At 47.7% G+C, this 15225-nt stretch carries 12 protein-coding genes, 1 other RNA gene and 1 other annotated feature; of the genes, 7 read left to right on the plus strand and 6 right to left on the minus strand.

All coding sequences use genetic code 11. The features are described 5' to 3' along the window. Positions 1 to 174: 174 nt before the first annotated feature. From A4E54_RS06540 to hisS, 5 genes are all read right to left on the minus strand, one after another. Positions 175 to 1488: a replication-associated recombination protein A gene (locus A4E54_RS06540; RefSeq protein WP_240082481.1), complete on the minus strand. Its 1314-nt coding sequence runs from the start codon at positions 1486 to 1488 to the stop codon at positions 175 to 177. 90 nt (positions 1489 to 1578) lie between these two features. Continuing rightward, on the minus strand, positions 1579 to 1908 hold the full coding sequence (trxA, locus tag A4E54_RS06545) for a thioredoxin (protein ID WP_240082480.1): 330 nt from the start codon (positions 1906 to 1908) through the stop codon (positions 1579 to 1581). A 285-nt stretch (positions 1909 to 2193) separates the two neighbouring features. Further along, a non-coding RNA gene (ssrS, locus tag A4E54_RS06550) (6S RNA) lies at positions 2194 to 2374 on the minus strand. Positions 2375 to 2461: 87 nt separating this feature from the next. Further along, a complete protein-coding gene (gene aspS / locus A4E54_RS06555) occupies positions 2462 to 4267 on the minus strand; it encodes an aspartate--tRNA ligase (protein ID WP_248285851.1) in 1806 nt (601 codons plus the stop codon). 75 nt (positions 4268 to 4342) lie between these two features. Beyond that, positions 4343 to 5623 carry a histidine--tRNA ligase gene (hisS, locus tag A4E54_RS06560; protein WP_240082528.1) on the minus strand — a complete coding sequence of 427 codons (1281 nt, stop codon included), beginning with the start codon at positions 5621 to 5623 and terminating at the stop codon, positions 4343 to 4345. Between the two features lie 52 nt (positions 5624 to 5675). Beyond that, positions 5676 to 5909 (minus strand) — a binding site (T-box leader). 175 nt (positions 5910 to 6084) lie between these two features. Here hisS and A4E54_RS06565 point away from each other — a divergent pair. Both A4E54_RS06565 and A4E54_RS06570 read left to right on the plus strand, forming a co-directional pair. Beyond that, the gene (locus A4E54_RS06565) at positions 6085 to 6666 is read left to right on the plus strand and encodes a TetR/AcrR family transcriptional regulator (RefSeq protein ID WP_240082478.1); all 582 of its coding nucleotides are present in this window, start codon (positions 6085 to 6087) and stop codon (positions 6664 to 6666) included. 172 nt (positions 6667 to 6838) lie between these two features. Further along, entirely contained in the window at positions 6839 to 8401 is a 1563-nt protein-coding gene (locus A4E54_RS06570) for a sigma-54 interaction domain-containing protein (RefSeq protein ID WP_240082477.1), read from the plus strand. On the opposite strand, the gene A4E54_RS06575 is transcribed toward A4E54_RS06570, so the two are convergent. After that, positions 8390 to 9859 (minus strand): PAS domain-containing sensor histidine kinase, encoded by a 1470-nt coding sequence (locus A4E54_RS06575; protein WP_240082476.1) that lies wholly within the window; start codon positions 9857 to 9859, stop codon positions 8390 to 8392. The genes A4E54_RS06570 and A4E54_RS06575 overlap by 12 nt on opposite strands. Before the next feature lie 538 nt (positions 9860 to 10397). Here A4E54_RS06575 and A4E54_RS06580 point away from each other — a divergent pair. The 5 genes from A4E54_RS06580 to A4E54_RS06600 all read left to right on the plus strand — a co-directional run. After that, on the plus strand, positions 10398 to 11033 hold the full coding sequence (locus A4E54_RS06580) for an acetate uptake transporter family protein (protein ID WP_240082475.1): 636 nt from the start codon (positions 10398 to 10400) through the stop codon (positions 11031 to 11033). Positions 11034 to 11564: 531 nt separating this feature from the next. Beyond that, positions 11565 to 13070 carry a class I adenylate-forming enzyme family protein gene (locus tag A4E54_RS06585; RefSeq protein WP_240082474.1) on the plus strand — a complete coding sequence of 502 codons (1506 nt, stop codon included), beginning with the start codon at positions 11565 to 11567 and terminating at the stop codon, positions 13068 to 13070. A gap of 64 nt (positions 13071 to 13134) precedes the next feature. After that, the gene (locus tag A4E54_RS06590; RefSeq protein ID WP_240082473.1) at positions 13135 to 13986 is read left to right on the plus strand and encodes a 3-hydroxyacyl-CoA dehydrogenase family protein; all 852 of its coding nucleotides are present in this window, start codon (positions 13135 to 13137) and stop codon (positions 13984 to 13986) included. A gap of 29 nt (positions 13987 to 14015) precedes the next feature. Continuing rightward, on the plus strand, positions 14016 to 14792 hold the full coding sequence (locus A4E54_RS06595; RefSeq protein ID WP_240082472.1) for an enoyl-CoA hydratase/isomerase family protein: 777 nt from the start codon (positions 14016 to 14018) through the stop codon (positions 14790 to 14792). Between the two features lie 43 nt (positions 14793 to 14835). Continuing rightward, positions 14836 to 15225, plus strand: a 390-nt coding sequence (locus A4E54_RS06600; protein WP_502687926.1) for a thiolase family protein, incomplete at its 3' end; no start/stop codon positions are given.

Below are 15225 nucleotides of genomic sequence, written 5' to 3' on the forward strand. Positions count from 1 at the left end.
CAACTTTTTTTCAAGTAGTCAGAATTCAGGAGTTAGGATTCAGGATTCAAAATTCAAAATGCTTTTTAAATAATAAACCTTTTTAGGTTTCGATTCTGACTCCTGAGTACTGTTCCTTTAGCATATGCATTCAAGTGCCATAAGTCAAGAAAAAACAGAAAATGCTGCAAAAAGTTACCGATTAAGCTTATCCAGCCGTTTTTTTATTTCCGCTTCCAAACCGTTGACGGAAGGTTTATAGAACTCTTTGCCTTTAATATTACCCGGCAGGTATTGCTGCTTGACGTAATTGCCCGGGTAATCGTGCGGGTACTTGTAGCCCCTGCCATGGCCCAGCTCAGACGCGCCTTTATAGCCGGTTCCCCTTAGATGAGGCGGGACAGGTTCAGCCCTTTCGGTCTCCACCTCTGAAAGCGCCTTGCTGATTCCCGCGATGACAGAATTACTCTTAGGGGCGGTGGCAAGATAAAGAGCAGCCTCGGCCAGGACGATTCTTGCTTCCGGCATGCCGATCCGCTCTACGGCGAGAGCAGCGGAGGTTGCCACCACCAGAGCCTGGGGATCCGCCAGACCTACGTCTTCAGCGGCGTGGATCATAATCCGGCGGCTGATGAACTCGGGGTCTTCCCCCGCGTACAGCATCCTCGCCAGCCAGTAGAGCGTGGCCTGCGGATCGGAACCTCTCATGCTCTTGATAAATGCTGATATAACATCGTAATGCTCATCAGTCCGGTTATATTTTAATACTTTTTTCTGAATGGCTTCTTCCGCCACGGCCAGAGTAATGCGCCGGACCCCGTCCGCCCCCGGTGGAGTGGTCAAGACAGCCAACTCAAGGGCGTTCAAGGCAGCCCTGGCGTCACCGTTGGCCACTTCGGCCAGGTGAGCGAGTGCCTCCCGGCAAACGTCCGTCCGGTACCCGCCCAGTCCCCTTTCTTGATCTTTTAAGGCTCTTGCCAGGAGGCGTTTTAACGCTTTCCCGGTGAGAGGTTCGAAACGGTAAAGCTGAGAGCGGGACAGGAGCGGACGATTAACGGAAAACATGGGATTTTCGGCTGTCGACCCGATTAAAGTGAGCAAGCCGCTTTCCACAAAAGGGAGGAGGGCGTCTTGCTGAGCCTTGTTGAAGCGGTGAATCTCATCAATGAATAAGACGGTTTTTTCGTCATATAAGGAACGTCTTTCCTGGGCTTCGTTGACTACCCGCCTGATGTCGGCTACGCCGGCCATCACCGCGTTGATAATGACAAACCGCGCTTTGGTGATTCCGGCGATAAGCAAGGCCAGGGTGGTTTTACCCGTGCCGGGCGGGCCGTAAAATATCGCCGACATCAGCCTGTCCGTCTCAATTGAGCGCCTCAACAAGGTGCCGGCTCCCACGACAGCGTTTTGCTCTTCAAATTCCGCCAGAGATGCGGGCCTCATCCGGGTGGCCAGAGGGGCGGTCATTTTCATGTTTTTTTCCATGGCTTGTTTGAAAAGATCCATCAGGCTTCTCCTAAAAACATATGGGCGAACTCCTGGTCCGCCCATAGATCTTTTGATTAGTATGCCAATATTTTGAAGTAATAATTTACTCTATAGATGTTTAGTCAACCAGCGAAGAATTTCATCTTTACTCTTGTAGCCTACGGAGCGCTCAACTTCCTTGCCTTCCTTAAAAATAATCAAAGTCGGAATGCTGCTGACTTTTAAACTGCCCGGGACGCCCTGGTTTTCGTCTACATTGAGCTTGCCTACCTTGACTTTGTCTTTAAATTCCGTCGCAACTTCTTCTACTATCGGGGCAATCATTTTACATGGTCCGCACCAAGCTGCCCAAAAATCTACTAGAAAAGGCATATTGGTCTCATTGATTACCTGATTAAAATTATTATCTCCCAAAGCAAGGATTATTTCGCTGGCCAATTGACTCTCCCCTTCCATGATAAAATTCAAATTTTCTTTTTCTCTAGGTAACAGGGTAGCCGGTAAATGAGCACTTAGAATGGTAGAATAATAGCTTGTGGCGATATCTATTACTTATAACTTCTATCAACCTTAATTATAATTTCATGCAAAACGTCTTGTCAATTACTAACATTAATCATTCTGCGATTTAATTTGACAACAGATAAACATATTATCAAAAATTCAGCGTCTTTCCGGTAAATCAAAGGGTTTTCAGTCAAACCGAAAACCGTGCAAGTTAATAAAAACCCCACTCATGCCGTGAACACCCAAAGTTCGAACCTGTTCTCACAGGTGGGTGCCCTCCTGAATGATTTTCGCTTCCTCAACTGGGAGGCATGCAAGCCACATCCAGAGTCCGGGCTCCCTTTTTTATGGTGTTGGCTCAAAACTTCAAGGTGGGTCACGCACATAGCAGGGTATTTTTTTTACACATTTATGTTAGCACATCGGCTATCCATTTACAAGGGCCACTTGTGAACCTCTTTTTTCCGGAGTATGCCGTACCGGCTTAAGTTGCCCTATTAGTTTTAGCTCCTGGGGGGTTGCTTTTTATGTTCAGTTTAATGTTTAATTCTTTCAACTGTGCGGGTGAGACGTTACCCGGCGCCAAGTTCATTAGATCAGTAGCGCTTTGTGTTTTGGGAAAAGCGATGACGTCCCGGATAGTATTTTTCTTAGCCAGCAGCATGATTAACCGGTCCAATCCAAAAGCAATGCCGCCGTGCGGCGGAGTGCCGAATTCAAAGGCTTCCAGCATGAACCCGAATTTTTCCATCGCTTCACTTGCACCGATGCCGATGGCCGCGAACATTTTTTCCTGGATATCCCTGCGGTGAATCCGGATACTGCCGCCGCCCACCTCCACGCCGTTTAGAACGATGTCGTATGCCTTGGCACGGGCCTTTCCGGGTTCGGATTCCAGCAAGGGAATGTCGGCTTCCCTTGGTGATGTGAAGGGGTGGTGCATCGCCACATAACGTCCTTCCGCCTGGTCATAGTCCAGCAGGGGAAAGTCAACCACCCACAGGAAGTTATAGGTGTTTTCGGGGATCAGGCCGAGACGCTCGCCCAAGTGCAGCCGCAGAGCACCCAGTGAGTCGGCCACCACCTGCGGCTTGTCCGCCACAAAAAGCAAGAGATCCCCTGGTTTGCCCGCCAGCCGGCTGATGATGGCGCCAAGTTCCTGCTCGTTGAAAAACTTGGCAAGGGTTGACTTGACCCCGTCCTCAGTAACGATAAAGTAAGCTAAACCCTTGGCCTTGTAAATTGCCGCGAAAGCGATCAGGTCGTCAATTTCCTTCCGGCTGAAAGAGCCGCAACCGGAGGCGTTTATCCCCTTGACCTGTCCGCCGCCGTCCACGACTGATGAAAAAACCTTGAAACCGCACCCTGCCGCGATATCGGAGATATCTTTTAATTCAAGCCCAAAGCGGGTGTCCGGTTTGTCTGAGCCGAAGCGATCCATCGCTTCCTGGTAGGAAAGCCTGGGGAACGGGCGGGGTACGTCCAGGCCGATTGTTTCACGGCACATCCGCGCTACCATTTCTTCCATCAGGCTCAGAATATCATCTACATCCACAAAAGACATTTCTATATCGATTTGGGTGAATTCGGGTTGCCGGTCCGCCCGGAGGTCTTCGTCCCGGAAACAGCGGACGATTTGGAAATATTTGTCCAGACCGGACACCATCAGAATTTGTTTATAAAGCTGCGGCGACTGCGGCAGGGCATAGAACTTGCCGGGGTTGACCCGGCTCGGCACCAGATAATCCCTGGCCCCTTCCGGAGTGCTCCTGGACAGCATCGGGGTTTCTATTTCCAAAAAACCATTTTCATCAAGGAAGTCACGGACCGATTTGGCAACGCGGTGGCGCAGGATCAGCGCCTCTTGCATTTCCGGCCGGCGCAGGTCGAGATAACGGTAGCGCAGCCGTACGTTTTCATCTACATCAACGCCGTTTTCAATATAAAAAGGCGGTGTTTTGGCCCGGTTTAAAATGCGCAGTTCTTGGGCGAGCACCTCCACTTGCCCTGTTGCCAGATTAGGGTTGGCGGTGCCTGCGGGACGCACCCGCACCATTCCGGATACCGCCAGCACATATTCGTTGCGCACGCTCCCGGCTTTGTCGAAAGCTTCTTTGTGCAGATCCGGACTGAACACTACCTGCACCAAACCCGACCGGTCCCTGAGGTCGACAAAGATCAAGCCGCCGTGGTCGCGCCTGCGCTGCACCCAACCCATCAAAACAACCTGCCGGCCGGCCTGTTCACTGCGCAAAACGCCGCAATAATGGCTGCGCTTCCACTCATTCATAAAATCAATCACATTAAAACCTCCCAATTATGTGTAAGATGTATTCTGACATTGTTGCGCCGGGGTCTGAAAGTATCAAGGAAGACGCGGTGCATGCCGCATTTTAGCCTGCAGATACTTGATTACTTCCCCCATGGCCACGGTTGCCTGCTCTTGCGCGTCCATATCCCTTACTACGGCGGTATCGCTTTTCAGTTCCTCTTCGCCGATGATGACTGCGAACCTCGTCCCGGCTTTGCCGGCGTATTTCATTTGCGCTTTAAGACTGCGGTTCAGGTAGTCCTTGTCGGCGGAGATGCCGGCGCGGCGGATTTTAAACAGGAGGTGAAAAGCTGTATGCTCCGCCGCTTTCCCTGCTGTAACCACGAACACGTCCAAGCCCGGTGACCTTGGTATGGCGCAGCCCTGGTTTTTCATGGCCAGAATGATCCGTTCCAGGCCAAGCGCGTAGCCGATACCCGGAGTGGGAGGGCCGCCGCAGGTTTCCACCAGACCGTTGTACCGCCCGCCGCCGCCGATGGAACTCTGGGCGCCGATGTCCGGCGCCATTATTTCAAAAGCCGTGTGTGTGTAATAATCCAGACCGCGCACCAGCCGGCGGTCTACTATATAAGGCAAGTGCAGCAAATCAAGATGTTTTTTTACTGATGCGAAGTGTGTCAGACAGCTGTCGCAAAGACAGTCAATAGTTGTCGGCGCTTCCGCGCCGAGCTCGCTGCAGCGGCTTTCTTTACAATCAAGGATGCGCAGCGGGTTTTTTTCATATCTCTCCCGGCAGTTCGGACAAAGGCTGGCAAGCCTGGGGCGGAAAAAGTCCTGTAATTGCCGGCGCAGATGCGGGCGGCAGGCCGGGCAGCCGACACTGTTGACATGCAATGCCAGGTTTTTGAGGCCGATTCTGCCATAGAAATCCATGCTCATGGCGATTACTTCAGCGTCAACCGCCGGGTCGTGCGAACCGAACACTTCAACCCCGAATTGGTGAAACTGGCGGTAACGGCCGGCCTGAGGGCGGTCGTAACGAAACATCGGCCCGGTGTAATACAACTTGACCGGCTGCGATCCGGCGTACAGCTTGTCTTCCAGGTAGGCCCTGACGGCGGACGCCGTGCCTTCGGGCCGCAAAGTGACGCTGCGCTCTCCCCGGTCGATGAAAGTGTACATCTCTTTTTCCACAATATCAGTGGTGTCACCCACACCGCGCAAAAACAACTCCGTATGTTCGAAAATCGGCGTCCTGATTTCCGCATAGCCGTATTCGCCGCAGATGTGGCGCAGCTGCCTTTCAAGGTATTGCCATGTTTCGACCTCGCCGGGCATGATATCGTTGGTGCCGCGCGGCCGCATTGTCAGCATGATATTCTCCCCTTTCAAAAGCGAAAACCGCCCCCGGTCAATGCTTGACATTGCCAGGGACGGGTTGTTAACCGTGGTGCCACCCTGTTTGGATAATATTAAATACTATCCCTTTAAGCCCGTAACGGCGGCTTCCGGGCCAGTCTACCGGCACATTGACATTGTGCTTTCGGTGGCCGCTCCCGGGAGTTTTTCAATACCTGCTTTTGCGGAAGGTTTTCAGTCTGCGGCCCTCCGTCCCTGTCAAAAACGAGTGATATTTACTCGGCCCGGTCATCGCTTTCATTTACCTGAGCATCATTTTATGCAATATAGACGCTTTTGTCAATTCAGACATCTTTTACTTCAGATATCAAAACAATCTAAAAATTTAAAAATATTAAAATAGTTATTGACACGTGATATCCAGAATTAGTATTATATTAATATACCAAACGGTTGTCGCAGAGAGGTTAATAAATATGTCTACATCATCTGAAGAACGTCATGCTGAAATTATGGATACGGCGATTAAATTATTTCGTAAAAAAAACTATCACGGCACATCAATGCAGGATATCGCCGAAGCGGTCGGGATCTACCGGGGAAGCCTTTACCATTATATCAACAGCAAAGAAGAAATACTGTACCACATTGTTGAACGGCCGGTTTCTAAAGGTGTCAAGTATCTAAAAAAGATTCAATTGGAAGATCTGCCGCCGGCGGAAAAGCTGCGCCGGGCTATGGAATACCATGTCAGGTATTCGACGGAGCATCAGGCGGTGGTGGCCATTATGCTTGAAGACACCAAGCATTTGTCTGAAGAATGTCAAAAGCAGATTCGCGAGGCGCAGAAAAAATATGAGGATACTTTCCTTAATATCATTAGAGAAGGTATTCAAAAGGGAGATTTCAAAAAATTAGATCCCAAGGTCGTTACTTTTGCAATTTTGGGTATGACCAACTGGATGTACCGATGGTTTGATGTTGATGGAAAACTGTCGGCCGGTGAAGTCACTGAGCTTTTTCTGGATATGATTTTGAACGGGCTGTTAGTTGAATAAGTAAATTTTAAAATATGGGTGGAAATGAAACAGAATTTGCAACGAACGTTTAATTTTTATTGTTTGATTATTTTAATAATACTGTAAAATTTATAAATTCAAAAAGAAACTATCATTAATTAGCACACTCCTGTTCCTAATGATTAAAGGTAAATTAACGGGAGAGATTACAATGAATAGTGAAATGAATTATGAAATGATTATGGAAAATAGTTTAAGTTCAGTAACTGAGGGACTGAATATCGGCAATTTCGCAGTTGACAAGTTGTGCCGGATAGTTAAAGCTAACAAAATTGCCGGAGAAATTTTAATAAAAGAAAAAATCCAGGGTATGAATGTACTGCAGGTTATTCATAATGAGTTTAAGGAGCTAAATTCAATTTTCCAGGATTCTTACGACGGTATTAGTATAGTCAATATGAATGGCGTAGTAACACGTTTGAATAAAGCTTTTGAACGGGTTACCGGTTTAAAAATTGAAAAAGTTCTGGGTGTCAACCTCTACGATGTGCAGAAAAAAGGTCACTATTTTGACCCGGATGTGGCGCTGAAAGTGTTGGAAACGGGCAAGCCGGTAACCATCCTGCAAAAACTTGCCAGCGGAAAGGAAATAATGGCAATCGGTAATCCGGTTTTCAACAATAAAGGTGAAGTAGTCAGGGTGGTAGTAAACTTCAGGGATATTACCGAATTGAGGCAACTTCAGGAGGAACTGAGGCAGACCCAGGAATTAAATGCCCAGTATCTGTTTGAGATGGAAAGTTTAAGAGAAAGATATACCAAAGAGCATTGTGTGATTTTTAAAAGCAAAGAGATGGAAAAAATCATCGAGTTGGCCACAAGGGTTTCTATAGTGGAGAGTCCCGTCCTCATTCAAGGAGAGTCCGGGGTCGGCAAGGAAATAATTGCGAACATGCTTCACAACCTGAATCCGAAAAGAAGAAAACACCCGATGGTCAAAGTGAATTGCGGCGCAATTCCTCAGGAATTAATGGAAAGCGAATTTTTCGGGTATGAATCCGGTGCTTTTACAGGAGCCAGCAAATCTGGGAAACCGGGCTATTTTGAATTGGCAAACAAAGGCACAATCTTCCTTGATGAAATAGGCGAACTCCCGCTGGGTTTACAGGTCAAGCTATTACGTGTCCTGCAGGGGCAGGAAGTTACCAGGGTCGGCGGGGTAAAAACAATTAAGGTTGATGTTCGGGTAGTGGCTGCCACTAACAGGGACTTGGAGCCGATGGTCAAAGAAAATTCCTTTCGGGAGGACCTTTTTTACCGTATTAATGTCATTCCCATCCGGATTCCATCCCTGCGGGAGCGCAGGGATGATATCACTCCCTTGCTCTTCCATTTTCTTGATATTTATAATAAAAAATATAACCTGAAAAAAAGCTTGTCAGATGAAGTGGTTGATTACCTGACAAGGTATGACTGGCCGGGGAATGTCAGGGAACTTATTAATTTAATCGAAAGGCTTGTTGTAACTACCGACATTCAGCAAATAACTTTAGAAAGCCTCCCGCAAAAGTACCGTATTGAAAAAAATGACAATTTGTATCGAGTAAAACAGATGAACTTGACGGTAGCTGTTGAGGAGTTGGAAAAGTTTCTGGTTACCCGGGCTCTAAATTTGCACAAGAGCACTTATAAGGCTGCCAAGGTGCTGGGCGTCAGCCAAAGCACGGTTGTCCGCATGGCTAAGAAATATAAGCTTACCAGTTCAAATTGCTAATTTTTCCATATTATTATTAACAGTTCCGAAGCGGACAAAAACGGTAGTTCCGCGGGGATCTGTTTCTATATCGATGACGGCGTTATGCCTGGCGGCGATGCTGTAACAAACGGCAAGACCTAAACCTGTGCCGTTGTCCTTTGTTGTGAAAAACGGCGTGCCAATCTTTTCAAGCACTTGCGGCTCAATCCCGGAACCTTGATCCCGTACCGATAAAACAGCCGTGTCACCATCCGTTGACGTGCACAAGGTTAGTTTTCCACCCGCTGGCATTGCTTCAAGTCCGTTGCGCGCAAGGTTGAGAATAAGCTGGCGTATTTCTTTCTCGTCCATGAGCAAATCAGGAGTTTCCGCCAAATCTGTTTCTATATACTTGTCAGCATTCAGGGCGTCTGCTTGAATCAAAGGAAATAGGGTTTGCACAATATAATTTAAATTATGCAGTTTTAAATCCACCGGCTTGTTTTTTGCCATGGAGAGGAATTCCGTAATGATTGAATTAGCCCTGTCCAGTTCACTGATCATTAAATTAAAGTAATCTTTATAAATGGCGAGTTCCTTTTTTCTATCAATCATTTGCAGAAAACCACGTACGGTGGTCATCGGATTTCTGATTTCGTGGCCAATACCCGCGGCCATTTCTCCCACCAGATTCAGACGCTCCAGTCTGGCCATCTCTTTTTCCATTTTCCTGCTTTCAGTGACATCATTACCTATGACTAGCAGACATTGCCTGCCGCCAAGCTCAATCATTTCCACCGATAACAGACACAAACTAATCTCACCCGCTTTGTTGCACAACTCAATTTCCATGTTGCGCACGCTTCCCTGCTCCATGACGGCCTGCAACATGTTGGCGCGGTCCAAGGGATCCGTGTATAAATGTAAATCCGTTGCTGAATTGCCGATAACCTCTTGGCGGGAATAACCGGTAGCGCGAAGAAAACTGTTGTTCACGTCAATGAATCGTCCGTCTTCAATGGTAGATATGGCCATTGGATATGGACTGCCGTTAAAGGCTTTAGAGAAACGTTCCTCTGATGAACGCAGCATCTTTTCAGTTCGTTTGCGCCAAGTGATGTCAACGCAGTTTCCCAGTATGGCCGGTTTCTTTTGATACTGAATAGGGGCGACCGTTTCCATGACCCACCTGGTTTTTCCGTCTTTTCTTAAAAGCCTGTATTCATAAGGAGTTAAACGTTTTCCCTTCAACATTTTATTGGCATTTTCCCTGACTGTTTTTCTGTCCTCAGGAAAAACGAATTCCGATGGGTTCGCGCCGATTAATTCATTTTCAGCGCAGTCCGTATATTTCTTGAACCGGGAATTAACAAATTGGAATTTGCTGTCCTGTATTATGAAAATGCCGACCGGTGAGTTATTTGTCAATATTCCAAAAAGTTCCTCCGCCTGCATGCGCTCGGTTATATCATTCATTACAGCGGTATTGTCGTCCATTCCTAACACCTCAGCCGAGTATTTATATTTCTTTTTTTGACAGGATTCGATAATTTCCTTAATAAATAATGTTGTCCAGTCAATTATAAGAAAATCGAACTGGACAATAATATTTTAAAATTTAATTATCTAAACATTAAAGTTAATACGACGTAAATTTAAATTTTCCTTCAATTATTTTAAGCCGTCTACTCAAATTTATTAATACCTCTCGATTTTGCTTCTTGCAGATGGCCGGTCAAAAAGTTAATGCCGGTTTAAATAAGTTGAAAACAACTTAACATCCTGATTTGGCGAACTCTTCAAATATTGGACGCCCAAATGTGTTAGTCGAATTAATTCAGTGATGAATTAAACTAAAAAGTTCCCCCAAGGGAGCTGAGGAGATTTTCTTTTTTTTTAGCATTTGCTTGCAATTACCCTGAAGGCATGTATTTTGCAATGTTCTGTATTGATAGAAAATTGAAAAATTGAAAGGAGGCTTCTTGCTTTTTCGGATTTCCCGAGGAAAACTATTTTTCAAAGGAGGATATCTTCTATGTCGGAGAAAAGTCACAGTTGGGCCACTCCGGCCCCGGCAGGTTTGGTAGCGCTGGCAATGGCTTGTTTCACCTTTTTTGCGCTTTTGACCGGAAAAATAACCCCTGCCTCCAGCGGATTAATGGGTATATGGCTGTTAGGCGGTTTTGCCGTACAGGTTATCGTCGGCATTGTGGAGCTGAAAGAAGGTAATATCTTAAGCGGCAATATTTTTACGTTCTTCTCCGCTTTCTTTATGCTGGTCACCGGACTGGAATTTATTTTTAAGTATTTCGCGTCTGTGAACGGCTGGAAAATTGATGCCCACGTTGACGGTTGGGGCTGGCTGCCTCTTGCCGCCGCGGTTACCCTCTGGGCGCCGGCTTACCTCAAGTCCCCGAAATGCTTGTTTGGAGTTGTAATCAGTTTGACGCCGGCCCTTTGGATTATTTCCTTAATGGACATGGGCGTCTGGCCCCATGAGATGGCGCCTGTAGCCGGCTGGCTCGCATTTTCCGGCGGTACCTTCGGCGTGTACACCAGCGCCGCGGTTATCCTGAATACGTCTTTCGGCCGGTCCGTCCTGCCGATGGGCGCGCCATTCATTAAACCGCAGCCTGCTTCAGGCCCTGCTTTAGGTTCTAAATCCGCCTAGACCACGTCGTATACAATATATTAAAATCATTAACCGGTAGAGGTGAGTACGCATGTAAAAGAAAATAAAGAGTGCTTATAGTGTTGGTGAGTATTTTTTAAATTATTATTGCAATATTAATTCTCTTTCAAAGGTAGAGTAAAAGTTGAAACCGGTTTAAGTGAGTTAAAAATAACTTAATATTATTATTGAACAAACCCCTCAGATATTGATTTCTTGGGTGTGTTAGCTCAGTTTAATTCATTAATGAATCAAACTGACATATTTCCAAGAATATTGAGGGGTTTTTACTTTTCTTTGCAGCTATATATTTGTATTTGCCTGGAGGCATGTATTTTGCATTGTTATATTATAAAAAATTAAAAACAATTATAGAAAGGAGGACTAGTTAAAAAAGTCACTAGCACTGTAAATAGCATGGTATTGATGGTCGAAATTGTTCCGAAATTGTTCATTAGCAGGGGGTTGATACTATTTGTTGCGGCTTGTCGAGAAATATTAATAAAAAATATTAATAAAGGAGGAAAACAGTTGAATATTGTTGATTTTATAACAAGAAACGCTGAATTTTACCCCCACCGCAGAGCCATTATTTGCGGGGACGACGGGCGCGAATTTACCTGGTCGGAGTATAGCCAACTGATTAACCGGCTTGGCAACGGCTTAATTAATCTGGGAGTTCAGAAGGGCGACAGAGTAGGCATCTATCTGCCAAACGGTCCCGAATGGCTGATCGCCTTTTTCGGTGCGATGAAGATCGGGGCTGTAGCCTTGCCTTTTAATATTCTGTATAAAACCGGTGAGATATCCTATATCTTGAGTAATTCCCGGGCCAAGGTGGTTATCGGCGCTTCGCCGGAAGTCAAACAAAACATTCTTAACATCCTGAACGAAATCCCGTTGGTGGAGAGGATCATTACCTTGGGGGAACCGTTGGAAGGGACAATTGATTTTCAATCCTTCATTTCGGAGAATTCAGATGTTCTGGCTACCGTGGACTGCGCAGAAGATGATACCGCCACGATGCTGTACACTTCCGGCACCACCGGGCGGCCCAAGGGAGTCATGCTCACCCACAAGAACTTCGTGACCAAGGCCGCGGTAAACGGCGTAGCCGAACAAATCAGTGAGCAGGATATATTTATGACGGCGACTCCATACTGCCACATTTTTATTACCGTGACCCTGTTGGGGCCGCTGTATGTCGGGGCCAGCGTGCTCAGCATGTCGCGCTTCAACCCGGATAAGGCGCTCGAGTTGCTCTCCCGCTACAGAGTTACTCACTTTGCCGGTGTGCCGACCATGTATATTTTCATGATGAATTCCTACTCGCCGGAAAAGCACGACTTAAGCGCGTGGCGTTTTAAACAAACAGCGGGCTACTCGATGCCTCCGGAACTGTTTAATAAAATTGAAGGTGCTTTTGGACCGGGCCTATGTGAATATTACGGGTCTACGGAAACCGGTGCGACGGTGACTTACAACAGGTTCGGGCATAGCAAAATCGGCTCAATCGGGCCGGCGGCGCCTGGGTATTCCATGAAGGTTGTGGATGAAAACTTCAACGAGTTGCCGGCAAATGAAGTTGGTGAACTCCTAGTAAAGGGAAACGGAATTTTCAAGGGCTACTGGGAAATGCCTGAAGCCACCAATGAGGCTTTTAAAGACGGCTATTTTTGCACCGGCGATCTCGGCTACAAAGATGAGGACGGCTATTTCTATATTGTCGACCGCAAGAAAGACTTGATTTTATGCGGCGGCTACAATGTGTATCCCCGCGAGGTGGAAGATATTCTTTACCAGAATCCCAAAATTTTAGAATGCGCTATTCTCGGCAAGGAGGACCCGGACAGGGGTGAAGTGCCGGTGGCGTATATCGTTTTGAGACAAGGGGAGCAATTGACTGAAGAAGAGGTAATAGACTTCTGCAAACAGCGGATGGCTTCCTATAAAGTGCCGCGGTTTGTTAATTTTATCGATGAAATCCCTAAGAGTTCCACCGGTAAAATTCTAAAACGCATGTTAAAGGCTGACTAAACCATATGTTCTCAGCTTCTGATGATCAGAAGTTAAATAATATATTTAGGAAGGGATGATCGGCATGGAGGTTAAAAAGGTAGGTGTATTGGGAGCGGGCGCCATGGGCGGAGGCATTGCCTTGGTGGCCGCACAGGCCGGGTATGATGTCGTATTAAGTGATATTGATTTAGCTTTTGTCGATAAGGCGCTTGGGTGGATGGGCAACTTCTTGAGCAAAAGTGTGGAGAAAGGCAAAATAACCGCTGAACAGAAAGACGCGGTGCTGGGCAGGATTGCCCGGACGACCGGTGTCGATGAATTTGGCGATGTTGACATGGTTATTGAGGCTATAATCGAAGACCTGCAGGTTAAAAAAGATAGTTTTTCCCAGCTTGACCAGGTCTGCAAGCCGGAAGCCTTGTTAACGACCAACACCTCATCAATGTCCATAACGCAAATCGCGTCTTCCACCAAGCGGCCGGAGCAGGTTGCGGGTCTGCATTTCTTTAACCCCGCGCCGATAATGAAATTAGTCGAAATAATCAGGGGTTATTCCACCAGTGATGATACTGTCAAGATTCTTACTGACGTAACGGTTAAATTCGGTAAAAAACCGATTGTGGTGAAAAAAGATTCACCGGGTTTTGTGGTTAACCGGGTCATGATGGCTCAATTCATTGAAGCAATCAAGCTGGTTGAAGAAGGAGTGGCGACACCGGAAGATATCGATATCGCGGTCAAGGCGGGTTTGAACTATCCCATGGGTCCTTTTGAATTACAGGATTTTACCGGGGTTGATATCGGTTATCACGTCGCCAATTACTTCACCGATGAGTTTAAAGACAGGCGCTGGAATCCTCCCCTGCCTCTCAAGGAACTGATTCGCGCCGGCCGGCTGGGCCGCAAGACAGGCGCGGGATGGTACAACTATTAAATCAAAAGATAAATAAGGAGCTAATGGTTATGTATGAGACTATCGCTCTGCAAATTGAGGAAGGAACAGCCACCATATCTTTAAACAGGCCGCCGGTCAACGCTTTGAGCACCCGGCTCTTTCAGGAACTCGCGCAAGCCGCGGCTGAGCTTGACGCGGACCCTGCCGTCCGGGTGGTAGTTATCACCGGGTCCGGAGACAAAGCGTTCGCGGCCGGCGTCGACATAAGTGAAATGAAGGACCTGACTCCGGTTGGCGCTTATCAATTCTGCAAGACGGCCAGAAAAGCTTTCGGCTCGATTGAAAATATGAGCAAGCCGACCATAGCCGCTGTGAACGGACTGGCGCTTGGCGGCGGCTGCGAGCTGGCCCTGACCTGCGATTTCCGGCTGGCGGCGGAGACAGCCAAATTTGCCCTGCCGGAGATTAATCTGGGGATTATTCCCGGCGGCGGCGCCACGCAGCGGTTGCCCCGCCTGCTTGGAGTCGCCCGGGCGAAGGAACTGCTCTTCCTGGGAGAAATGATCGACGCCAATCAGGCCGGTCAATACGGCTTGGTCAGCAAAGTGGTCCCGGCGGCCGAACTGGCGCGGGAGGCGAAAACCCTGGCCGGGAAGCTGGCGGTGAAGTCTGCGCACGCGCTGGGTGTAATAAAGAATTCCGTAAATTCAGGGCTGAATATGAGCTTGTCCGAAGCACTGGATTTTGAGACGAAAAATTTCATCCTGGCATTTGCCAGCGATGACCGCCGGGAAGGAATCGGCGCCTTCATGGAAAAGCGCAAGCCTGTTTTTACGGGCAAGTAGTGATAACAATAAATAATACAAGGTCAAGACTGGAGGAGACTGTATGAGAAACGTTTGTGTAGTGGCCGGCGGACAGTCAGTGTGGGGAATGCGCCAGGCCAGCGAGCGGGATATGTTCCAGGAGGCCGGTAAAGCCGCTTTTGCGGAAAATCCGGCAATTACCAATAAGGATGTTGACGGGTTGATTGTTGGTTCGGCCTATACTGAGCGCTGTTCCTTCCAAACCCACCTGGCTCCGGTAGTGGCTGAGAGTCTTGGGATCAAACCTGTTAATATTTGTTGCCGGGTGGAACTGCTGTGCGCCACCGGCAGCAGCGGCATTATTCTTGCCGATGCGATGATCAGGAGCGGGAAGGCCGACGTGGTGATGGTCATCGGCGGTGAAAAGCTGTTCACCCCCCAGCGGTGGGAAGTCAACTACAGCGAACTTGCT

The organism is Pelotomaculum sp. PtaB.Bin117 (assembly GCF_002067195.1).
Classification (GTDB): domain Bacteria; phylum Bacillota; class Desulfotomaculia; order Desulfotomaculales; family Pelotomaculaceae; genus Pelotomaculum_D; species Pelotomaculum_D terephthalicicum.